Genomic DNA, 21,725 nt, shown 5'->3' with positions numbered 1-21,725 from the left:
TGGACAGCCTGGTCCACGTCCCCACTTGGACAACGAGTTTCGCCATCGGCGAGCAGTCAGCAGAAGTCATCGGAGTGCAGACCGGCCCACTCGGACAGCGGTCGCGCCGGCTGACCGAGAACCTGTTCGATGTCGTGCAGCACCGGCTCCGGATCGGCGAGCGTCCTTTCCCAGTACGCCAGCAGCCAGTCCATCAGGTGCCCCGGGAATTGCTCGCTGCCTTCCGCACGCCACTGCTCGGGGGTGATCTCCTCGAATCGCACGTCCTTTCCGATCGCCTCGCCGATCACGGCGAACTGCTCGGTCTTGGTCAGCGCCGCCGGGCCGGACAGGGTGTAGGCCTTGCCCCCGTGCGAGTCGTCCAGCAACGCCGCCGCGGCGACCGCCGCCACGTCCAGTTCGTCCACCGGCGCCTGCCTCGCGTTGTCGTACGGCAGTCGGACGATCCCCGTGCGTTTGATCGGGTCGGCCCAGCTCAGCAGGTTGTTCGCGAACATGCCCGGTCGCACGTGCGTCCAGGCCAGCCCGGAATTCTCCACCACCGACTCGAACGCGCGATGGTATTCGCCGCCCGGATCGTTGCCGAAGCCCGCGCTCGACGCGGAGTGGGTGACCACCCGCCGCACGCCGGCCTGCTTGGCCGCGTCGATCACCGGAGCGGTCGTCTCGCCGGCCAAGATCAGGTAGAGCCGATCGATGCCGTCGAACACCCCCGACAGACTCTCGGGTTTCTCCAGATCGCCGCCGACGATCTCCACCGCGGCGGGTAACTCGGCGCTCTCCGGACGCCGGGTCAGTGCCCGGACCTCGGCACCGCCGGTCAGGAGCAACTCAACCAAGTTGCGGCCGACCCAACCGGTGGCACCGGTCACGAGAATCTTCACAGTTCTCCAATGTCCTTGAAATGAAAGCGAATACGTCCCGGAGTACTCCTGGGCTGCTCTTTCGGACACTGTAACCAAGCACGGGGGGCGTTCGCATATAGAAAGTTTCACTGGGTAGATCAGGAGGGCGCCGACCTCGGTTCCCGCGGCGTGCTGTGTTTGCGCGGGCCGGAGACCCGGTGTTGCATCGGCAGCTCCACCAGCCGGTGCATTCCCCAGGCCAACAACACCGTCCCGCCCAGGCTCAGCGCCCACAGTCCGATCGCTTGCGCGAGGGTCGGCTGGAATTCGTCGCCGTAGAGCCGGTACATGTTGTACAGGACCAGTTCGTGCAGCAGATAGAAGGCGAACGAGACGTCACCCAGCCAGACCATCGGCCGGCCGGCCAGCCACGAGGGTCTGCCCTCGATGTCCGCGGCCGCCGCGGCCGGGATGAGGAACGCGAGCGGCACGATGGTCGCCGCCACGATCGCGAACGTGGTCGGCAGGAACGACGCCGCCAGATATCCGGCGACGAACGCCAGGCCCGCCCACAGCGCGCGCACCCGCGGCCAGACGCCGACCATGACGATCCGCGCCATCACCATGCCGAGCACGAAGTCCAGCGCGCGCACCGGCGGGAACACGTACACGAACCAGTACTCGTACTCCGGCGTGGCTTCCCACCACACCTGCGGCTGTGCGGGCAACAGTTTCGCTATCACCGGCATCAGCACGACCGCGGCCATGATCCCGCTCGCCCACCACCACAGCCGATCCGGGCGGATCTTGCGCACCAGCACGATCAGCAACGGGAAGGACAGGTAGAACAGCGCCTCCACCGACAGCGACCAGCTGACGTCGTTCACGCCGAAGGCCACGTCCAGGTCCGGCCACCAGGCGTGCAGCAACAACACCTGCTGCACCCAGCCGATGATCTCCCGCCCGGTCAGCAGCATCAGCCCGACCGCGATCAGGAACGCGACGAAGTGGTTCGGATAGATCTTGAAGAAGCGCCGCCGCCAGAACCGGGCCGGGGTGTCGTGCTCGCGCGCCGACCAGGTGAGCACGAATCCGCTGAGCACGAAGAAGAAGCCGACGCCGATATAGCCGCCCATCTTCACCACGTGCATGAATCCCTCGGCGACGCCGCCGGGCGGCAGCAGGCCGGGTTGATACGCGGCGTGCGTGGTGAACACCAGCAGCGCGGCGATCCAGCGCAGCCCGGTCAGCGACGGCAGCCGGGAGATCCGGCGCGCGGTGATCTCGTCCACGGTCACGACTTATCCACCAGTGCAACGGCTCTGGCCCAGCCCGCCCCCGCCCGCGCCACCTTGATCGGGAAGCACACGACCGTGAACCCGTGTGGCGGTAGGAGTTCCAGGTTCGCCAGCCGCTCCACCTGGCAGTACTCCCGGTCGCGCCCGGCGAAGTGGGCGGGCCACAGCACCGAGCGATCCCGGGTCTCGCGGTAGCGGGCGATGATGTCGGTGAACGGCGCGTCGAGGCTGAACGCGTCGGTGCCGATCACCTTCACCCCCAGGTCGAGCAGGTAGTTCGTGGCGGGCCCGTCCAGTCCGGCGAAGTCGGTGAAGTACTTCGGCGAGCCCTGATGTCGCTGTGCGCCGGTGTGCAGCAGCACGATGTCCATCGGCTCGGGCAGTCGGCCGATCCGGTCGAACTCCCGCTCGAGCGCCTCCCGGCCGACCGCGCCGGTCGGCGCGTCGGTCAGGTCGAGCACCAGGCCGGGGCGGTGGAACCAGTCCAGCGGCAGCTCGTCGATGTGCCGCGGACCGCCCTCTCGATAGGACGCCCTGGTGCCGTAGTGCGACGGCGCGTCCACGTGCGTGCCGGTGTGCGTGGTCAGGCTCAGCCGGTCCAGCGAGAGGAACTCGCCGTCGGGCAGGTCGTCCACGTCGAAGCCGAGCCCGAAGTGCGCGGCCATCTCCTCGCTCATGTGCCGAGCGCCGGCCGCCGGGGTGAGCACCGTGTGCTCCACCGGATCGGGTTCGTACTGCTCGCTGTCCACTGGCGAGGACAGGTCGATGATGTGCATCCGCCCTCCAATTCCTCCCTGTTCGGTGAGTCGTGCATCATCGAGCGTGGTCGCGCGCCCTAGAACTTCGCTGGAGGTTCGGGCGAGCACAGGTGCGGTGAACTCGGGCTCCGGTCCTATCCGCGTCCTAGTGGTTCTCGAATATCCGGTCCGACACTGGGTTCATGGGGAACAGCGGCACCGCTCTGGTACTCGGTGGCACGGGTTTCGTCGGCCCGCATATCGTTTCGTCGTTGCAGGCCGGATATCGGACCGTGACGGTGTCGCGTGGTGTAAATCCGATTGGGCCGGAACATGTCTCACTCGATCTCAGCACGGACCCGCGACCGCTGATCGAGCTGCTGCGGCGATACCGGCCCGCTCTGGTGGTGAACGCGGCCGGTTCGTACTGGGGGTTGGACGAACCCGGCCTGCATCGATCGCTGGTCACCCTCACCGAAACCACGCTCGCCGCGCTGACCGCCTGCCCCGACCTGCGCGCACGCTACGTCCATTTGGGCAGCGTGCTGGAGTACGGACCGCTTCCCGCGTCCGGCCGGATCGACGAGTCGACACCGACCGAGCCCGAATCCCTCTATGGTCGACTGAAATTGGCGGCATCCCTGCTGGTTCAGGCGGCCATCGCCCGTGGTTCCGTGGACGGCGTCGTGCTCCGCCCGACGAACAGCATCGGCCCCGGCGTGCACCCCGGCACCCTCCTCGGCCGGGTCGGCTCGATACTGGCGGCACACGGTGCGGGCCGCGCCCATATCGAACTGTCACCGCTTGCCGCCTACCGCGATTTCATCGACGTGCGCGACCTCGGCGACGCGGTGCTCGCCGCAGCGCGTTCGCGCACCACCCGCACGGTGGTGAACATCGGTCGAGGACAGGCGGTTTCAGTGCGTCACCTGGTCGACCGGCTGATCACGATCAGCGCGGTACCCGCCGATGTCGTCGAATCCGCGACCGCCCCAGGTGCACTGGGCGCGGCCACGATCTGGCTGGAGGTGGCCACCGACACCGCTGAGCAGGCCCTCGGTTGGCGAGCCACGCGCAGCGTGGATCAGGCCTTGCGCGACTATTGGAACACACTCACTTAGGCCAGATCATTTGTTGCCCAGCGTGATTCGGTCAGAACTCGCGGAACGCCAGAGCGCGTGCAGCGTGTCGTCGAGGCCGAACCGCGGCGACCAGCCGAGCCACCGGGCCGCCTTCTCGATGCGGATCGGTGGCGCACCGGCGGTGGATGACCGCGCCAACTCCGGGCGCTCGGTGGTGATCACGCGCACCGGGAGCCCGCTCAGCTCGATCAGCCGATACACGGCGGTGTCGACCCGGACCGGGTTACCGGAGGCGATGTTGACGATGTCGACGCCGGGCGCGTGCTGGCCGGCCAGCCGACGATCGGCCGCGAGCACCGCCGCACCGAGATCACGTAGGTCGAGCAGGTCGACCGTGCCGCGCAGCGTCGGCAGTTCGAGCACCAGCGCAGCGGCCGGATCGGCGGTCAGATCGGCCAGCCGATGCGCCACCGAGCCGAACAGGCTGGCCCGCGGCGCCCCGGCGCCCACCACCGTCGAACAGCGCAACACCACGCCACGCCCGTGCCACCTGATCAGGCATTCGGTAGCCGCCAGTTTGGTTCGGCCGTAAGCGGATTCCGGGCGCGGCGGGGTGGGCTCGTCCACACCTCGGCTCCCGTCGGCCTGTGCGACGCCGTACTCATAGGCGGAGCCGAGTTGGACCAGCGGCGCGGGCCGCGCCATCGCGTCGATCGCGTTCAGGAGTCGTTGCACCAGAACGATATTCGCAGCCACCATCTCCTGATCGGTGACCTGCCACAGCGCGCCGGCCGCGTTGACCACCAGGTCGGCGCCGCCGAGCAGCTCGGTCAGTTCCGCGACCGGCCTGGCCAGCACGTCGAATTCGGCCCGGCCGACCGAGACCACGGTGAAACCCCGCGCGGTGAGTGCCCGGCCGATCCCGCCGCCGACATACCCGCTGCCGCCGATCAGCACCGCCGTCCGCGCCACGACCATCCTCCAGTCCGCCTGCAATACACCGATGCTCGCCGTCGCGGGTCGAGAACGACCGGAGCGCGAATCCAGCGGCCCTCGATGCCCCGGTCGAAGCCGCGCCGACCGCTGCTGGAGCGATATTCGAGCGCGCCGCAGGACGCTGTGCACAGGACTCTGGAGGGAGACGAAGATGCGCGTCTTGATCGCAACCTGGAATATTCCAGGCCATCTGCGCCCGCTGGCGCCGCTGGGTTGGGCGCTGCGCGCCCGCGGCCACGACGTCGTGGTGGTGAGCAATCCGGACCTGGTCCCGACCATCCTGGACAGCGGGCTGCCCGCGTTCGGCGCGGGCCCGGACTACGACTCCTTCGCCGTGCTGCGTACCGAATCCGCCCGGCGCGCTTGGAAACCCGAGGCCGAGGTGCTCAGCGATGATCCGGTGGTCGCGGCGGAGCAGGAAAAGCAGCGCCAGCTCATCGGATTCGGGCTCGCGGCGGCCGCGGCCCAGGCCCAGGCCGCCGATGCGGTGGCCTTCGCCGAACGATGGCGTCCCGACGTGGTCGTGTTCGAGCCGACCGGCCTGGTCGGCCCGCTGATCGGGACATTGCTCGGCGTGCCCACCGTCCGCCACCTGTGGAGCATCGACTTCACCGCGCTCATCGAGGATTTCGAGGACGAGATCATCGGCGAACTGGTCGCACCGTACGGCATTTCGCGCATCGGAGTGAACGGCACCGTCACCCTTGATCCCGCGCCCGCGCGGCTGCAGCTCGCCGACGGCCGGATCCGCAACCCGATCCGATTCATTCCCTACAACGGTCCCACCGTGCTGCAACCATGGTTGTATACGCCGCCCTCTCGTCCGCGCATCGGAATCACCTGGGGTACTTCGAAATCGGCGCTCGGCTTCGACCACATGGTGCTCGCGCCGCGGGTGGTCGCCGCGCTCGCCCGGCGGGAGGTCGAACTCGCCGTCGCCGTCACCGACGATCAGCGCGAGCTGTTCGACCACGTGCCGGACAACGTGGTCCACCTCGGCCCGATTCCGCTGGACGCGCTCGCCTCGACCTGCTCGGTGCTGATCAACGGCGGCGGCGCGGGCAGCGTGCTGACCTCGCTCGTCAATGGCGTGCCGCAACTGGTCATCTCGCACATGCCGGACGAGACCGTGCACGGCGAACGGGTACAGGCCAGCGGTGCCGGGCTGAATCTTCCGGGCGGCGACCTGACCGACAGTGAGATCGACGCTGCCGTGCAGCGGTTGCTCGAACCCGAGTTCCGCACTGCCGCAGGCGAACTGCGGGCCGACATGCTGACGCGGCCGACACCGTTCGAGGTGGTCGAGCAACTGGAACGACTGGCAAGCGATCGCGTGCCCGCCGGGCAGCCGAGCTGACGGGAAGGACCGGTCGTGAAAGGCATAATCCTGGCGGGTGGCGCCGGTTCGCGGTTGCATCCGATCACGCGCGGGGTGAGCAAACAGCTGGTCCCGGTCTACGACAAGCCGATGGTCTACTACCCGTTGTCGACCCTGATGCTGGCCGACATCCGGGAAATCCTGGTGATCACGACGCCCGAGGACGCCGGCGCGTTCCAGCGGTTGCTCGGTGACGGTTCGCAATTCGGATTGACCATCGACTACGTGGTGCAACCGGAACCGGACGGGCTGGCCCGGGCCTTCGTGCTGGGGTCCGATCACATCGGCCGCGATTCGGCCGCATTGGTGCTGGGCGACAACATCTTTCACGGCCCCGAACTCGGCACCCGGCTGCGCCGCTTCCACGGCCTGGACGGCGCCGCGGTGTTCGCCTACCGGGTCTCGGATCCGACCGCCTACGGCGTCATCGAATTCGCCGACGGCCGAGCGGTTTCCATCGAGGAGAAGCCCAAGGTGCCCCGCTCCAACTACGCCATCCCCGGCCTGTATTTCTACGACAACGACGTGGTCGAGATCGCCCGCGGCCTACGCCCCTCCGGCCGTGGCGAATACGAGATCACCGACATCAACCGGACCTACCTGGAACAGGACCGGCTCCAGGTGGACGTGCTCGCCCGCGGCACCGCGTGGCTGGACACCGGCACCTTCGACTCGCTGCTGGACGCGGCCAATTACGTCCGCACCGTCGAGGAGCGACAGGGCCTGAAGATCAGCGTGCCCGAGGAGGTGGCCTGGCGGATGGGCTTCATCGACGACGAACAACTGAGCCGGCTGGCCGCCCCGCTGGTGCGCTCCGGCTACGGCCGCTACCTGCTCGAACTACTGGAACACGGACGGGATTGGTGAGCATGCGAATTCGGGAGCTGGCGGTACCGGGGGCCTGGGAATTCACCCCGGCCATGCACGGCGACGAGCGCGGCGTCTTCGCCGAGATGTTCAAGGCCTCGGAGTTCGAGAAGGCGGTCGGGCGGCCATTCGAGCTGTTGCAGATCAACACCTCGACCTCGGCCGCGGGCGTGCTGCGCGGCATCCACTACACCGAGGACCCGCCCGGGCAGGCGAAGTACGTGACCTGCACGAGCGGCGCGTTCGTGGACGTGGTCGTGGATCTGCGGCCCGGGTCACCGACCTTCGGCACGTGGGACAGCGTGCGCATCGACGACGTGGACCGGCGCTGGGTCTTCCTGTCCGAGGGGCTCGGCCACGCGCTGCTGTCGTTGGCCGACGGCTCGACGGTCACCTACCTGTGCTCGCTGGAGTACACCCCCGAATTCGACCGTGAGGTAGACGCTTTGGATCCGGACCTGGGCATCGCGTGGCCGGCCACCGGCCTCGACGGGCAACCGCTGCACCTGCTCCGCTCGCCCAAGGACGCCGCCGCGCCCGGGCTGCGCGACCTGACGTCATGAGCCGCCGCTCCCGGCGCGCGGCGAAGTTCCGCCGCACCTGGCGGAAATTCGTCCGGATCGCGATCCATCTGACGCCCGGCTTCTACGCAATCGGCTGGGGTTACCACATCGACGCCTCGATGGTCGACGTGAGCCACCGGCGTCGCGACCTCGCCGATCAGGCCCGTCAACGCAACGGCCCCTGCTTGTCCGCGACCGAACGCGAATCCTGGCGGGCGCTGGAGAAATCGCTCAAAAGCGCACGGTAACCGAGTTTTTCAGTTCTGACCGACACAAGGAATCCCATGAAAATCGCCGCACGACTGTTCACCAGCGAATCCGTGACCGAAGGCCATCCGGACAAGATCTGCGATTCGATCAGCGACACCATTCTGGACGCGATACTGACCGCGGACCCGGCGGCCCGGGTCGCAGTGGAAACGCTGGTCACCACCGGTCAGGTGCATGTCGCCGGTGAGGTCACCACCACCGCAGCCATCGACTATCCGGCGTTGATCCGCGCGCGAATTCTCGACGTCGGCTACGACTCCTCGGCCAAGGGTTTCGACGGTTCCACCTGTGGCGTCAATATCGCGATCGGCGCCCAGTCGCCCGATATCGCGCAGGGCGTGGACAGTTCGCACGAGAACCGGATCGGCGATGCCGAGGACGACATCGGCAGGCAGGGCGCCGGCGATCAAGGCCTGATGTTCGGTTACGCGACGACCGAGACCCCCGAAATGATGCCGGTGCCCATCGCTTTGGCGCATCGGCTCGCGCGCCGCCTGACCGAGGTGCGCAAGTCCGGCCTGTTGCCGTATCTGCGCCCGGACGGAAAAACCCAGGTCACCGTCGAATATCGGGACAACCGCCCGGTGCGGTTGGACACGGTGGTGATCTCCACCCAGCACGTCGCCGACATCGATCTCGACACGCTGCTCACCCCCGACATCCGCGAGCACGTGCTCGACCAGGTGCTCGCCGAACTCGCGCTGCCCGACTTCGACACGTCGGCGGTCCGGTTGCTGGTCAACCCCACCGGCAAGTTCGTGCTCGGCGGGCCGATGGGCGATGCGGGCCTGACCGGTCGCAAGATCATCGTCGATACCTACGGCGGTTTCGCTCGCCACGGTGGCGGCGCGTTCTCCGGGAAGGATCCGTCGAAGGTGGACCGCTCGGCGGCCTACGCCATGCGCTGGGTGGCCAAGAACGTGGTGGCCGCGGGTCTGGCCGAGCGGATCGAGGTACAGGTCGCCTATGCCATCGGAAAGGCCGCTCCGGTAGGCCTTTTCATCGAGACTTTCGGCACCGAACGGGTGGACCCGCAGCGCATCTCGGCGGCCGTCGTCGAGGTGTTCGACCTGCGGCCCGGCGCGATCATCCGGGATCTGGACCTGTTGCGCCCGATCTACACCCCCACCGCGGCGTACGGGCACTTCGGCCGGACCGACATCGATCTACCGTGGGAACGCACCGACCGTGCCGAAAAGCTGCGGGCGGCAGCCGGATTCCTCTGACGAGCGCGCCCCGTCATGGACCAGGACCGGTTCTACACGCAGTTGGGCCGCACCGGGCTGAAGATCAGCCGGCTCGCCCTCGGCACGGTGAATTTCGGTGGGCGAGTGGAGGAACCGGAGGCCCACCGGCTGCTGGACTACGCGTCGGCCAAGGGCATCAACCTCGTCGACACCGCGAACATGTACGGCTGGCGCGTGCACAAGGGCTACACCGAGGAGGTCATCGGCCGCTGGCTGCGGGCCCAGCCCGCGCGCCGGGACGAGGTGGTGCTGGCCACCAAGGTGGGCAACGAGATGGGCGCCGGGCCCAACGACCGGGGCCTGTCCGCCCGGCACATCATCGCCGCGTGCGAGGCCTCGCTGCGGCGCCTGCGCACCGACTGGATCGATCTCTACCAAATGCACCGGATCGACCGCGCGGTCGGCTGGGACGAGGTGTGGCAGGCGATGGAGCAACTGGTCGGCGACGGGAAGGTGCGCTACGTCGGCTCCTCCAACTTCGCCGGCTGGAACCTCGCGGCGGCGCAGGAGTCCGCCCGCAACCGGCACTTTCTCGGATTGGCCTCCGAGCAGTGCATTTACAACCTGACCACCCGGTTCGCCGAGGCGGAGGTGCTCCCGGCGGCGCGGGCCTACGGCATCGCCGTGCTCGCCTGGTCGCCGCTGCACGGCGGGCTGCTCGGTGGCGCGGTCCGCAAGCTGGCCGACGGGACCGCGGTCAAGTCGGCGCAGGGCCGCGCGCTCGCCGCGCTGCACGAGCAGCGCGACACCATCGTGGAATACGAGCGGTTCTGCGCCGAGATCGGCCGCGATCCCGCCCAGGTCGGGCTCGCCTGGGTGCTCGCGCACGCCGAGGTCACCGCGGCGGTGATCGGGCCGCGCACGCCGGCGCATGTCGACGGCGCGATCGAGGCGCTGGAGGTGTCGCTGTCCGCGGCGGAGCTGGCCCGGCTCGATGCCCTGTTCCCGCCCCTGGGCCGTGGCGGGCCTGCCCCTGAGGCGTGGCTTTCCTGATCCCTCGAATTGCCTGTCGCAGAAAGGAACCCGCATGACCGAGGCACAGTACAAGGACCCGCGGCTGCTGCCGCACGAGTCACCGCTGGAGAAGGAGGTGCGCGAACGGCTGACGAAGCTGCTGACCGAGACGCCGATTCCCCCGGTCTATCTGATCGACAACCTCCCGGTGTACCTGCGGCGTCACCAACTGGCCGATCTGCTGACCATGGACGCGCTCTACCGCATGCTCCCCGAAATCCCCGGCGTGATCATGGAATTCGGTGTACTGCACGGACGGCACCTCGCGATTCTGTCCGCGCTGCGCAGCCTGTACGAGCCGTACAACTCCTTCCGCCGGATCATCGGCTTCGACACCTTCACCGGGTTTCCCGACCTCGCCGACATCGACCAGGTGAGCCCGAGCGCGGCCGTCGGCCGGTTCGCCGTGCCCGACCAAGAGGTGGACCATCTGCGCGAGGTGCTGGCCGCGCACGAGTCCGGGGACCCGGTCGCGCACGTGCAGCGCACCTTCGTGGTCCAGGGCGACGTCCGGGAGACGGTCCCGCAGTATCTGGCGGACAACCCGGAGACGGTGATCGGGATGGCCTTCTTCGATCTCGACCTCTACGCGCCGACTCGCGAATTGCTCGAGGCGATCCGGCCGCACCTGGCCAAGGGCAGCATTCTCGCCTTCGACGAACTCGGGCATCCTCGGTGGCCCGGCGTAACCGCCGCGCTCCGTGAGACTTTCGGACTCGATCAGATGGTGCTGCGACAACTCCCCCACCGCGAGCAGCCGGTGATCTACCTGAAGTGGGGTGAGTGATACTCAGCAGCCGCAACAGCATTCACGCTGCCAGCAGCGGAACCTCAATTTTACCAACATCATTCACTTCAAGGAGATCAGATGGCTGACGCAATTCCGGCGAACGATTCATCGATGGTCGATTTCGAGCAGAGCTACCAGGATCACACCCTCATGCCGGGTGATGACGTGATGGACCGGCTGCCCTGGGAGATCGATCGGCCGCAGCCCGAACTGGTCGGGTTCGAGAACGCCGGTCGCGTCCGCGGCGAAGTGCTCGACATCGGTTGCGGGCCAGGTGATTCCGCCATCTATCTGGCCGGTCGCGGATACCGGGTGACGGCGCTGGACTTCTCGCCGACGGTCATCGAGAAGGCCCGCGCGCGAGCCGCCGCCGAGCGGGTCGAGGCGTCGTTCGCCGTCGCCGACGCCACCGAGCTGACCGAATACGCGGGCCGGTTCGACACGGTCGTCAGCAGCGCGCTGTTCCACTGCCTCGAGCCGGAGCAGCGGCAACCGCATGTCGACGCGTTGGTGCGCGCGACCAAGCCCGGTGCGCGGCTCATCCAATTCACCTTCGCCAAAAGCGAATTCAGCGGCGCCTTCGCACCGTATGCGATCGATGAGGACGAGTTGCGCGCGTTCTTCGGTGCGCCGTGGTCGATCAACACCCTGCGGCTCGGCAATCTGGCCGCGGTGGCGTCCCCGCCGATGCTGGAGTCCTTCGCGGAGAGCGGTTTCCGGCCCGAACTCGACGCCGACGGGGCGATGCTGTTGCCGATCTGGGTGCTCGAAGCCGACCGCGACTGACCCGATGTACAGACAGTTTTCAGAGGACTTCAAGTGCGACGCGAGTAGGTGCGCCCAGGATCGGCCCTATGACCAAAACACTTCTGTTGCTCCTCGGTGTACTGGCCGCCGGCACGGTTCCGGCGCAGACCGCGCAGGCGACGCCCATCGAGTTCCTGCCGATCGGCACCTGGACCGGCCTGGTGAAGGTGAGCGAGGACCCGCCGCACGAGGCCATCTTCCAGTTCACCGAGTCGGGCAAGATCTGCCTGACCTTCGGCCATCCCGGCGACGCCTCCGGCAGCGGCACCGGCACCTGGCAGGAAGCCGGGCACAACCGGTTCACCTTCGAGCTCACCCATGACGTGATCCTGCCGGACGGCACGCTCGCGGCCTATGTGTCGGTGCAGCACAAGGCGAACCAAAAACGGGACAAGTTCTCCAGCTCCGGCGACACCCAGGTCACCGATCCGGACGGCAACCCGGTGCGGTCCGGGCCGTCCTCGATCGAGGCGACCCGGACCAGCCAGCAAACTCCGACCTGCAAGTAGGAAGGCTTTACCCATGGCCAACAGGCATCTCACCATGGAGGAATTCCAGAGCATCATGTTCGCCGCAGTCGGCGGCGACGGTGCCAATTTCGTCGCCGACACCGAGCAGGAGTTCGAGGATCTCGGCTACGACTCGCTCGCGCTGCTGGAGGCGGGCGGCCGGATCGAACGCGAATACGGTATCTCCCTTGATGATTCGGTGTTGACCGGTTCGACGACGCCGCGCACGTTCGTCGACGCCGTCAATCACGTCATCGCCGCCGGGACCGCGGCATGAGCGCCCCGGCAGGCCGGGTCGCGCTGATCACCGGGGCGACCAGCGGCATCGGCCTCGCGGTGGCGAATCAGCTTGCCGGTCAGGGACATCCGGTCTTCATCGGGGCGCGCACGGCGGAGACTGTCGCGCAAACGGTGAAGGCGCTGCGGGAACGGGACCTGACCGTCGACGGCACCGAGCTCGACGTCCGCTCCGCCGACTCGGTGCGCGAATTCGTCGCCGCCGCGGTCACCCGTTTCGGCGGCGTCGACATCCTGGTGAACAACGCCGGGCGCAGCGGCGGCGGGGTCACCGCCGACGTCACCGATGAAGTGTGGTTCGACGTCATCGATACCAACCTGCACAGCGTGTTCCGGATGACCAGGGAGGTGCTCAACGCCGGCGGCCTGCGGGACAAGCCGTGGGGGCGGATCATCAATATCGCGTCCACCGCGGGCAAGCAGGGCGTGGTCCTCGGCGCACCGTATTCGGCCTCGAAGCACGGCGTGGTCGGGTTCACCAAGGCGCTCGGCAACGAGCTGGCCCCGACCGGCATCACGGTCAACGCGGTCTGCCCCGGGTACGTGGAAACGCCGATGGCCCAACGGGTCCGGCAGGGCTACGCCGCGGCCTACGACACCACCGAGGACCAGATCCTGACCCGGTTCCAGTCGAAGATCCCGCTCGGCCGGTACTCCACCCCGGACGAGGTCGCGGGCCTGGTCGGCTACCTGACCTCGGATGTGGCCGCCTCCATCACCGCCCAGGCGCTCAACGTCTGCGGCGGTCTCGGCAACTTCTGATACTCATCCACCCCTTGGAGGCGATCATGTCCATCAGCGAATGTGAGCACGAGATCACCATCGCGGCGCCCGCCGCCGTCGTCTACCGGTTGATCGCGGAGGTCGAGAACTGGCCGCGCATCTTCCCGCCGACCATCCACGTCGAGCAGGAGCGCACCGGCGATCGGGAGGAACGCATTCAGATCTGGGCCACCGCGAACGGTGAGCCGAAGAGCTGGGTGTCGCGGCGCACCCTGGATCCCGACCGGTTCCGGATCCGTTTCCAGCAGGAGGTTTCGGCGCCGCCGGTGGCCTCGATGTACGGGGAATGGATCATCGAGGCGGATCAGGCCGGGCATTCGCGCGTGCGGTTGCTGCACGGCTATCGGGCGATCGACGACGATCCGGAGGGCCTGGCCTGGATCGAGGCCGCGGTCGACCGCAATTCCCGCGCGGAACTGGACGCGTTGCGGAGCAATATCGAATCGACCATCGCCGCAACGGAATCCACCTTCTCGTTCGAGGATTCGGTGGTGGTCCGTGGCGGGGCCGGCGATGTGTACGACTTCGTGAACGAGGCGGATCGGTGGGTCGAACGACTCCCCCATGTGGCCGCGGTCCGCTTCGAGCAGACCGAGCAGGGGGTGCAGACGCTCGAGATGGACACCAAGGCCAAGGACGGATCCACCCACCGCACGATGTCGTATCGGGTGGTGTTTCCCGGTGAGCGGATCGTCTACAAACAGGTCACCCTGCCGAAACTGCTTGCGCTGCATACCGGTGTGTGGACCTTCACGCCGACCGACGGCGGGGTGCGCGCGGCGTCGCAGCACACCGTGGTGTTGAACACCGACAACATCGCCTCGATTCTCGGCGACGGCGCGACCACCGCCGACGCGCGGGATTACGTCCGAAATGCCCTGAGCACCAACAGCAGCGCCACCCTGGAACTCGCCAAGGCCTATGCCGAGGACCGGGCGGGTGTCGCTGCCGTCGAATGACCCCCGAGGTCCGCCGGATCGACCTGGTGGCAGGCGAACTCACCCTGTCGGCGCTGCTGTGCGCGGCCGAAAATCCGCGCGCAGTGGTCGTCGCACTGCACGGCGCCGGCACCAGCGCGCACTATTTCGACGGCCGCGCGCACCCCGACGTGTCCCTGCTGACGCTCGGGGCGCGGCTCGGATACACGATGCTCGCAATCGACCGTCCGGGATACCCGGTCGCCACACCCGATCCGACCGGCGGACAGACGATCGCGCAGCAGGCGAACACCATCGCGGCCGCCCTGCGGACCTTCCGCGCGAATCATGCAGTAGGACAAGGACTCTGCCTACTCGGCCACTCCTTCGGCAGCGCCGTCGCCATGACCATTGCCGCCGAGCCGGACACCACCGAGCTGCTCGGACTGGACCTCTCCGGCTGGGGCGCAGACTTCGCCGACGGCCTGAACCTGGACACCGTGCGCCTGCACTGGGGCCCGCTACGCTTATATCCCCCGGGCACATTCCGCTCCGGCGCAGCAATGCTGGGCCCGGTACCCCTCAACGAACGCGCCGAAGTATTTACCTGGACAACGCAATTCGCCGACATCGCGGCCAGAATCTCCATCCCCGTCCGCTTTACCTTCGCCGAACACGAAGCAATCTGGCGCCACGATCCCGACGCCCTGAACACCCTCACCACCGCCTTCCACACCGCCCCCACCGTCCACATAGACCACCACCCCAACGCCGGCCACAACATCAGCCTCGGCTGGACCGCCCGCGCCCACCACCTCCGCACCCTGGCCTTCTTCGAAGAATGCCTGGCCCGCCCGACTGTCGCCCCATCAAGCAGGCCGCCACTTGCCGAGCACTCCTGAAGCTGCGATGTCTGATCCTCGGCAGATATCGGCTCCAGAGCAACGCTGACGCTTCAGACCGATCCGTAGTGACGGTCGCGTCGAATACTGCTCAGTGACGCGGTTGTCCTGATGACGACACCGCTGGACACGCTGCTCGGGAAGCTACTACTGGAGTGACTAAGGAGAGTTTTCGTGGGGTTTCGGCGGTGGTGGGTGCTGGTTGTGGTGTCGGCGGCATTGAGTGGTGGGGTTGGGCTGCCGGGGCAAGCGGTCGCTGGGGCGGGGCCCTCGTCGGATGGAACCGAAGCGCTGCACGGGGATCGGGCTGCTGCGGTCTTGCTCGGCGACTCTTATGCATCGGGTGAAGGTGGGCGTTGGGAGGGGAACGGACCTGCCGCGGTTGATCGCGGAGTTTTCCAAACATATGGGGGGACTTGGGATTATCCGGCGATTCTGCCGGGGAACGCAGGGGGATGTCATCGGTCCGATGTGGCGGTGATCTATCCGTATGAGACGTTCGAGGCGGTGGATCTTGCCCGGAACAAGGTGAATGTTGCCTGCGGCGGGGCCGAGATCAAGCATGTGCTGACTGATTCGTTCAAAGGGGAGAAGCCTCAGCTCGAGCAGTTGAAGGAGCGGCTGACGCAGAATCCGGGGATCAAGTATGTCGTGGTCTCTATCGGGGGAAATGATGCCGGGGTCAGCGGGGTTGCGCAGGAGTGCGTCAAGAAGTTCGTCCTGAAGCAGTCGGCGGGTCTGAAGCAGGTGAGCGCGGCCGAGAACGAGAAATACCAGGCTTATGTGCAGGGATTGAAGGAGTCGGACAAGAATCTGGTGTGTGAGGCGAGTCCGAAGTTGTCGGGGCTCGAAGGCAAGCTCGAGCACGTGTACGAGACGCTGTTCAAGGAGGCGATTTCGCCGCTCGCGCCGGATGCCCAGCTGGTGGTGCTGAACTATCCGAATCCGCTGCCTGCTGCCGATTCGGAGCTGCGCGGGCCGTTCGAAGTGAATCTGGTCAGCCGGTTGCAAGAAGGGGGATGCCCGTTCTTCGACAAGGACTTCGCGAAGTTCGCGGGTATCGCGAAGGACATCAACGGCAAAATCCAGAATGCGGTCGCCGCGGCAGCGAAGAAAAATGTCCCGGTCCATCTGCTGGATGTGTCCGGCATGTACCAGGGGCATGAGGTGTGCGCGTCGGGCACCACGCAGGACCAGGAATGGATCCGACAGGTGCCTGCCGACCTGCTCGGCGATCCAGGATTGATTCATGAAGCGTTGCACCCCAACGCTTTCGGGCAGCGCATGGAAGGTAGGTGCGTCTCGAACTTTCTCGACCAGCTCAGCGATCGAACCGCGAAATCGGGGACCGAGCAGGGCGTGTGCCAGGACAACGCGGAGGTGCGGATGGCCGCACCCGGCAACACCGCCCGGTGACGTCGAACAACCATTACCTCAACTCAGCGACCGCATCGAGCCACATATCCGGAAGCGCCTCCGCTCCGGGCAATCGCGCGTCGGTGAGGAAGGAAACGACCGCACGATCCCGATAGCTGGTCATCGCGATACCGAGCCGGTGCCGAGCCGGGAGAAACCCGATCGGCACGGTGCCGACGATGGGGCGGCCGAGCACACTGGCCTCGTCGGTGCAGCCGGGGACATTGGTCGCGGTCAGGTGCGCGTACCGGTCGCTGAAGTGGTGGTACGCCCACGGCAGGAACAGCCGGTAGGGCATCCCGCCGATCATCGACTGCGCCGTACTCCGTTGCGCCCCTAAGATTTCCCGCGACAACCGGGCATCCAGCGCGGCGAGGCGAGCGAGCGGATCCGGATCGTCACACGGCAACGGGAGCCGGAACCCCACCGCACGCTGACTGAGCTTCCCCTTGTCGCCGCCGATGCTGAGCGGCATGATCGCCCATACCGGACTGCCCGTCCCGCGCAGCGCGTGCCACGGCGACTCGGGCCACTGCCGGAGCACCTGCGTCACGGCGGCGAGGTACACGGTGTTCGCGGTGGTGTCGTGCCGATGGGCGATCTCGCGCAGGTGATCCAGGCTGGTGTGCCCCCAGTGAATTGTGCGCTCGCCGAAGACCTTCGACCGCGGTAGTGGACGAGCGAGCGGGAAACACCCGCGGACAGTGTGCGCGACCGTGCGCATCAGACCGGATCGCCCACGCTTCTTGCCGGGCGTCGCCGGTATCCGCGGCTGATAGTCCTGACCGTTGGGGTCGGCAAAGGTGGACATGATGGTCGTGGCCACCGACAGGCCGTCGTGCAGGGCATGGTGTCCGACATAGATCAGCGCGAACTCCCCCGGCGCGTAGCCGTGCACGAGCAGCACCCGCCACAGCGGCTGGGAATGCTCGAACGGCCGGCGAATCAATTCGTCGACGGCGCTCTGCAAACCGCCGGAGCCCGTTCGCCGTTCGGTCACCAGGACGGTGAGATCCACCTCGTCCTGCGGCACCCACACCGCCTGCCCCAGCGGCCCCTCGCTGAGCCGGCAACCCAGCTGCGGCAGCAGCGGCAGCTTCCGCCGGCACAGCTCGCGCAGCTCGTCCACGGTCGGCGGCGAGCCCTCCAGCAGCAGCACGCCGCCGATGGCGAAGGACATCGGCGGATGCGTCGCCTCATAGGCGAGAAATGCACGTTGCAAGGGGGCGAGCGGCAGATATCGACCGGATATCTGATCGGCAACCACTGAACTCATCGCGCTCTCCTCGACCGTTGGCCAGCAAATCGGAGCAATACGACGATCTTCCGTGCGGAAGTAACGATAGCTCGAATTTCGCCCTGGCGTGGGCGCGACCGTTTCAGATCGGCCGCCGCGACGCGCGGTTCGGACTCTTCGTGGCGGGTATCACCCGCGGGAGAGCGTGACAACCGTAGGCTCGGGCGGGTCGACTTCGTAGTCGGCAATCGAGCGTTGTCGTATGGGTAGTGACCGACCGAAAGGGCTGTTGGCAATGCTGCGGAAGTTCCTCGATCAGGGTGTCGTCTCGTTGATCGATAGGTCGGCGCGGGTACAGGCGCCGCTGGTCGGTAAGTACACCGGGTTCATTCGCGGTCGGCATCCGAGCGAATCGCCGGAACAGATCGTCGAGCGGCTCGGGCGGCACTACTCGGTCGCGGTGACCGCGAGCGGCGTGGTGGTCGGGTTGAGTGCGGCGGTTCCGGGGGTCGGGACGCTGGTGGGGTTGGCCGCGGCGGGCGCGGACACGTTGTTCTTCCTGGAGGCGTCCACGGTGTATGCCGTTGGCGCGACCGGGGTTTCGGGGAGCAAGGCGGCCGCGCCGCGGCCGCCGCTGGTTTCGGCGGTCGTACTCGGGCAGGCGGGCACCGCTTCGCTCGGCGCGGCCGGACGCTCGGCCAAGCAGTGGGATACCAAGCTGGCCAACAAGTTGCCGATCATCCGGCGGATGAACGACACCCCGGTCAAGCGATTCGTCGTGCAGTTCATCGTCAAACGCAGCGCCCTCGCGTTCGGCAAGGTGATTCCGGCCGGCATCGGCGCGGTGGTCGGCGGCGTGGGCAACTACGCCCTCGCCCGCGGCGTGATCAAGAACCTGCACGAAGCACTGGAGAATCCGCAGCCGAGCCAGGCGATCACGACCGTCGACGCCTAGTCGGCGAGCAGCCGGGCAGCCAGCGCCGAAACCCCTTCGCCGGTCATGCTTTCGAGCGCCTGATCGAATTGGTCAGCGACGCTTGTCGACATCGAAGGGAGCGGACTGGACCCGTGGCGGATGCCGAGATTCAGCTGATCGTGGTCGATGCCGCGAATGTCGTCGGGTCGCGGCCCAATGGTTGGTGGCGCGACCGCGCGGGCGCGGCACGGAAACTGCTCGAACAACTGACAACTCTGGCCGGTCGGCTGGACCAGCCGGCCGAGGTGGTCGTCATCCTCGAGGGCAAAGCGAAAGCGGCCGATCCGACCGTGGTCGGCGTGCGCGTGGTCCTGGCCGACGGCTCGGGCGATGACACGATCGTCGATGTGGTCGCCGAACAGAACCGCGCGCGAACCATCACCGTCATCACCGCGGACCGCGGACTCCGCGACCGTGTCGAAGCACTCGGCGCGCGCACCGTCGGACCAGGCTGGCTACTGGACCGCATCGACCCGTAGCGGACCGACCAGTACTGAGACCCGATCATGAAGATTTGCCAACTGCCCCATAACAATCGGCTCACTGGGTAGTCCCCAGGGTATGAGCGATGTTTTCGAGGAACGCGGCCAACCGTCCCTCGGGCGCGCCTCCCCTGATCTGCTGGCGGCCCGGGCCGTGATCGAGCAAGCCAAGGGCGCGTTGATGCTGGTCTACGGCGTCGACGCCGAGCAGGCGTTCACCATGCTGCGTCGCCGATCGCAGGCGACCAACGTCAAGCTTCGCGCGCTGGCCGCGCAATTGATCGCCGAGCTCCCCTCGCTGGACCTCGCTCCCCCAGAACTCCGCGCCAAAGTCGACTACCTGCTGCACATCGCACACCATCCCAAGCCCAATCCCTGAGCTCTGACCAGCGCCGATCCCCGTCGATTCGATCCGGGTCCACACGAAAACCGTTGAGACATACCGGACAATCCGCCAGCGAGCGCGGCGTTGAACCGGCCCCGATGCAATCGGACACCGGCTGCCGGTTACCGTGCGCAGGTGATCCTGCTCACCGTCGGCTTGGTTCTGTTGGGTGTCTTCGCACTGCGGTTCCATCTGGACCGGCGACGGCTGAGCAACGGCGTCTATCTCCTCCTAGGCGTCGCGGTGCTCGTCGTCTGGGCGATCGGCTCCGGCGACAACGCGGACCTGACGCTCGCCCTGGTCGGCCTCCTGGTGGTTTTGTCACCCCTGGTCGTGCTCGTGCTGGCCGGGCTGCTGATCGCCAACGGCATGCAGATGATGCGCCGCGAGGGCGCGCGGATCGCGAATCTGCTCTCGATCGGGCCGGGAATCGTCCTGCTGGTGCCCTACGTACTGCTCGGGGTCGCCATCGCGACCGGCAGCCTGCGCTCGGTCCTGTTCGCCTCGCTGGTGATGGCGGTGAGCTATTTCGGGTTCGTGTTCACCAGCTTCGTCCTGTATTCGCTGCTCTACGGCTGGCTGCCGTACCGACCGGGGATGGACGCGATCGTCGTGCACGGCTCGGGTCTGGTCGGCGCACGGGTATCGCCGCTGCTGGCCAGCCGCCTCGACCGGGCGGCCCAGATCTATTGGGCGGAGCTGGCGGAGGGGCGCAGGCCGGTGATCATCACCAGCGGCGGCAAGGGCTCCGACGAGGCGGTCTCGGAGGCCGCGGCGATGGCCGATTATCTCCAGGCGCGCGGCATCCCGGAGGCCAGCGTGGCCAGGGAAGAACACTCGACCACCACGCGGGAGAACCTGCTCTTCATCAAGCGGCTGCTCGGCGAGCGCGGACTCTCGACTCGAATGGTGTTGGTCACCAGCAACTTTCACATCCTGCGCACCGCGATCCTGGCGCGCAGGCTGAAGCTGGACGCGGAGGTGACCGGCGCGCGCACGGCGTTCTACTACCTGCCGAGCGCGATCCTGCGTGAGTTCGTCGCACTCGTGGTCGCCTACAAATGGACCAATGCCGTCACGTGCCTGACGCTCGTGTCGTTGCCGCTGCTGCTCGCGCTGGCCACCGGCGGGATGCCGACCAACCGGTGACTCAGGACGCGTCGACGCGTTCGTGCACGGTCAGCAGCAGGTGATCGAAGCGGGTACGGAACCCTGCGGCGTCCTTGCTGAGCATCCTGAGTTCGTCGACGAACTGTGCCGCCAGGTCGCGCAGCTTGGTGTTGGTCTCCTGGGAGCGCCAGCGCAGCACCCGGAACGCCTGCTCCGCGTTCACCCCGTAGGCGAGGATCAGCGCGCCCTTGGCCTGCTCGATCACGGCGCGGGCCTCGATCACCTCCGGCAGGATCTCCTCCAGCACCTCTTGGCGCTGTTCCTCGAGCCGCTCGCTCACGTCGACGTAGTAGCCGGAGGTGCCGATCACCTTGTCGTCCCCGTCGGTCATGAGGTCGCCGACGACCACGACCTCACGCACCTCGTCGTGGGCGTCGATGATCCGGTGCCTGCCGCAGAACGGCTGCCCGGTCTCCAGCGCGGCAGCGATGCAGCTGGCGACATGTTCCCGGTCATCGGGGTGTTTGTGGGACAGCAGCAGGTCGGTGGTGGGTTCCACCTCACCCGGCTCGTACCCGTACATCGCAGCGAGCTCATCGGACCATTCCCACCGCTGGTCGGCAAACCAGAATCGAAACCATCCGGGCTCGGCACAAGCGTCGATGCCGATGGTCTCCTCCATCGCGCTCACCGCCTCCGGTGCAACCTCTTCGCCCAGCGTCACCGCCCCAGTATCCGCCGAAACGGTCCCGCTTCGGAACCCGACCCAGGAATTGGGCGGTGAATGATCGATCACGACCCGGGATTCATCGGGCCG

General features: G+C 67.1%; 25 protein-coding genes. 19 read left to right on the top strand and 6 right to left on the bottom strand.

Going from position 1 to position 21,725, the window contains the following annotated elements; all coding sequences use genetic code 11:
* Positions 1-56 precede the first annotated feature (56 nt).
* From AB0M22_RS18155 to AB0M22_RS18145, 3 genes are all read right to left on the bottom strand, one after another.
* Positions 57-884, bottom strand: a complete 828-nt coding sequence (locus AB0M22_RS18155; protein ID WP_364727662.1) for an NAD(P)H-binding protein — start codon at positions 882-884, stop codon at positions 57-59.
* Positions 885-1,003: 119 nt separating this feature from the next.
* Positions 1,004-2,143, bottom strand: a complete 1,140-nt coding sequence (locus tag AB0M22_RS18150; protein WP_364727659.1) for an acyltransferase — start codon at positions 2,141-2,143, stop codon at positions 1,004-1,006.
* Positions 2,140-2,919, bottom strand: coding sequence for a cyclase family protein (locus tag AB0M22_RS18145; protein ID WP_364727656.1), 780 nt, complete (start codon positions 2,917-2,919; stop codon positions 2,140-2,142). The genes AB0M22_RS18150 and AB0M22_RS18145 overlap by 4 nt, the downstream gene beginning before the upstream one ends.
* A 164-nt stretch (positions 2,920-3,083) precedes the next feature.
* On the opposite strand from AB0M22_RS18145, the gene AB0M22_RS18140 reads away from it, so the two are divergent.
* The gene (locus tag AB0M22_RS18140; RefSeq protein ID WP_364727653.1) at positions 3,084-4,001 is read left to right on the top strand and encodes an NAD(P)-dependent oxidoreductase; all 918 of its coding nucleotides are present in this window, start codon (positions 3,084-3,086) and stop codon (positions 3,999-4,001) included.
* A 6-nt stretch (positions 4,002-4,007) separates the two neighbouring features.
* Here the strand turns inward: AB0M22_RS18140 and AB0M22_RS18135 are convergent, their stop codons facing one another.
* Complete coding sequence (locus AB0M22_RS18135; RefSeq protein ID WP_364727651.1) at positions 4,008-4,934, bottom strand: NAD-dependent epimerase/dehydratase family protein; 927 nt, start codon at positions 4,932-4,934, stop codon at positions 4,008-4,010.
* Between the two features lie 175 nt (positions 4,935-5,109).
* Here AB0M22_RS18135 and AB0M22_RS18130 point away from each other — a divergent pair, with 175 nt between their 5' ends.
* The 14 genes from AB0M22_RS18130 to AB0M22_RS18065 all read left to right on the top strand — a co-directional run bounded on the left by AB0M22_RS18130 (position 5,110) and on the right by AB0M22_RS18065 (position 16,718).
* Complete coding sequence (locus AB0M22_RS18130; RefSeq protein ID WP_364727648.1) at positions 5,110-6,315, top strand: nucleotide disphospho-sugar-binding domain-containing protein; 1,206 nt, start codon at positions 5,110-5,112, stop codon at positions 6,313-6,315.
* A 15-nt stretch (positions 6,316-6,330) separates the two neighbouring features.
* Positions 6,331-7,203, top strand: coding sequence for a glucose-1-phosphate thymidylyltransferase RfbA (gene rfbA, locus AB0M22_RS18125; RefSeq protein ID WP_364727645.1), 873 nt, complete (start codon positions 6,331-6,333; stop codon positions 7,201-7,203).
* A gap of 2 nt (positions 7,204-7,205) precedes the next feature.
* The gene (rfbC, locus tag AB0M22_RS18120; protein ID WP_364729780.1) at positions 7,206-7,766 is read left to right on the top strand and encodes a dTDP-4-dehydrorhamnose 3,5-epimerase; all 561 of its coding nucleotides are present in this window, start codon (positions 7,206-7,208) and stop codon (positions 7,764-7,766) included.
* On the top strand, positions 7,763-8,014 hold the full coding sequence (locus AB0M22_RS18115) for a hypothetical protein (RefSeq protein ID WP_364727642.1): 252 nt from the start codon (positions 7,763-7,765) through the stop codon (positions 8,012-8,014). Before rfbC ends, AB0M22_RS18115 begins: the two co-directional genes overlap by 4 nt.
* A gap of 36 nt (positions 8,015-8,050) precedes the next feature.
* Positions 8,051-9,262 (top strand): methionine adenosyltransferase, encoded by a 1,212-nt coding sequence (gene metK, locus AB0M22_RS18110; RefSeq protein WP_364727639.1) that lies wholly within the window; start codon positions 8,051-8,053, stop codon positions 9,260-9,262.
* A gap of 15 nt (positions 9,263-9,277) precedes the next feature.
* Positions 9,278-10,276 (top strand): aldo/keto reductase, encoded by a 999-nt coding sequence (locus tag AB0M22_RS18105; RefSeq protein ID WP_364727636.1) that lies wholly within the window; start codon positions 9,278-9,280, stop codon positions 10,274-10,276.
* A 34-nt stretch (positions 10,277-10,310) separates the two neighbouring features.
* Entirely contained in the window at positions 10,311-11,084 is a 774-nt protein-coding gene (locus tag AB0M22_RS18100) for a class I SAM-dependent methyltransferase (RefSeq protein ID WP_364727633.1), read from the top strand.
* 81 nt (positions 11,085-11,165) lie between these two features.
* A complete protein-coding gene (locus AB0M22_RS18095; RefSeq protein ID WP_364727630.1) occupies positions 11,166-11,873 on the top strand; it encodes a class I SAM-dependent methyltransferase in 708 nt (235 codons plus the stop codon).
* Positions 11,874-11,941: 68 nt separating this feature from the next.
* Positions 11,942-12,403 (top strand): hypothetical protein, encoded by a 462-nt coding sequence (locus AB0M22_RS18090; protein ID WP_364727628.1) that lies wholly within the window; start codon positions 11,942-11,944, stop codon positions 12,401-12,403.
* 13 nt (positions 12,404-12,416) lie between these two features.
* Positions 12,417-12,680 (top strand): acyl carrier protein, encoded by a 264-nt coding sequence (locus AB0M22_RS18085; protein WP_364727625.1) that lies wholly within the window; start codon positions 12,417-12,419, stop codon positions 12,678-12,680.
* Positions 12,677-13,462 (top strand): SDR family NAD(P)-dependent oxidoreductase, encoded by a 786-nt coding sequence (locus tag AB0M22_RS18080; protein ID WP_364727622.1) that lies wholly within the window; start codon positions 12,677-12,679, stop codon positions 13,460-13,462. Before AB0M22_RS18085 ends, AB0M22_RS18080 begins: the two co-directional genes overlap by 4 nt.
* A gap of 26 nt (positions 13,463-13,488) precedes the next feature.
* Positions 13,489-14,442: an aromatase/cyclase gene (locus AB0M22_RS18075; RefSeq protein ID WP_364727620.1), complete on the top strand. Its 954-nt coding sequence runs from the start codon at positions 13,489-13,491 to the stop codon at positions 14,440-14,442.
* Complete coding sequence (locus AB0M22_RS18070; RefSeq protein ID WP_364727617.1) at positions 14,439-15,302, top strand: alpha/beta fold hydrolase; 864 nt, start codon at positions 14,439-14,441, stop codon at positions 15,300-15,302. The genes AB0M22_RS18075 and AB0M22_RS18070 overlap by 4 nt, the downstream gene beginning before the upstream one ends.
* A gap of 471 nt (positions 15,303-15,773) precedes the next feature.
* Positions 15,774-16,718: a GDSL-type esterase/lipase family protein gene (locus AB0M22_RS18065; protein WP_364727614.1), complete on the top strand. Its 945-nt coding sequence runs from the start codon at positions 15,774-15,776 to the stop codon at positions 16,716-16,718.
* A gap of 13 nt (positions 16,719-16,731) precedes the next feature.
* On the opposite strand, the gene AB0M22_RS18060 is transcribed toward AB0M22_RS18065, so the two are convergent.
* Complete coding sequence (locus AB0M22_RS18060) at positions 16,732-17,994, bottom strand: wax ester/triacylglycerol synthase domain-containing protein (RefSeq protein ID WP_364727611.1); 1,263 nt, start codon at positions 17,992-17,994, stop codon at positions 16,732-16,734.
* A 223-nt stretch (positions 17,995-18,217) separates the two neighbouring features.
* On the opposite strand from AB0M22_RS18060, the gene AB0M22_RS18055 reads away from it, so the two are divergent.
* From AB0M22_RS18055 to AB0M22_RS18040, 4 genes are all read left to right on the top strand, one after another.
* The gene (locus tag AB0M22_RS18055; RefSeq protein WP_364727609.1) at positions 18,218-18,910 is read left to right on the top strand and encodes a hypothetical protein; all 693 of its coding nucleotides are present in this window, start codon (positions 18,218-18,220) and stop codon (positions 18,908-18,910) included.
* A gap of 113 nt (positions 18,911-19,023) precedes the next feature.
* Positions 19,024-19,410, top strand: coding sequence for a hypothetical protein (locus tag AB0M22_RS18050; protein WP_364727606.1), 387 nt, complete (start codon positions 19,024-19,026; stop codon positions 19,408-19,410).
* Between the two features lie 82 nt (positions 19,411-19,492).
* Positions 19,493-19,792: an ANTAR domain-containing protein gene (locus tag AB0M22_RS18045; protein WP_364727604.1), complete on the top strand. Its 300-nt coding sequence runs from the start codon at positions 19,493-19,495 to the stop codon at positions 19,790-19,792.
* Positions 19,793-19,933: 141 nt separating this feature from the next.
* Complete coding sequence (locus AB0M22_RS18040; protein ID WP_364727601.1) at positions 19,934-20,947, top strand: YdcF family protein; 1,014 nt, start codon at positions 19,934-19,936, stop codon at positions 20,945-20,947.
* Between the two features lies 1 nt (position 20,948).
* Here the strand turns inward: AB0M22_RS18040 and AB0M22_RS18035 are convergent, their stop codons facing one another.
* Positions 20,949-21,632, bottom strand: coding sequence for a PAS and ANTAR domain-containing protein (locus AB0M22_RS18035; protein WP_364727598.1), 684 nt, complete (start codon positions 21,630-21,632; stop codon positions 20,949-20,951).
* Between the last annotated feature and the right edge of the window lie 93 nt (positions 21,633-21,725).

The sequence above is a fragment of the Nocardia sp. NPDC051756 genome (assembly GCF_040681495.1).
GTDB lineage: Bacteria > Actinomycetota > Actinomycetes > Mycobacteriales > Mycobacteriaceae > Nocardia.
The sequence above is the reverse complement of the archived record's forward strand: the minus strand, read 5'-3'. Positions and strand labels throughout refer to the sequence as shown.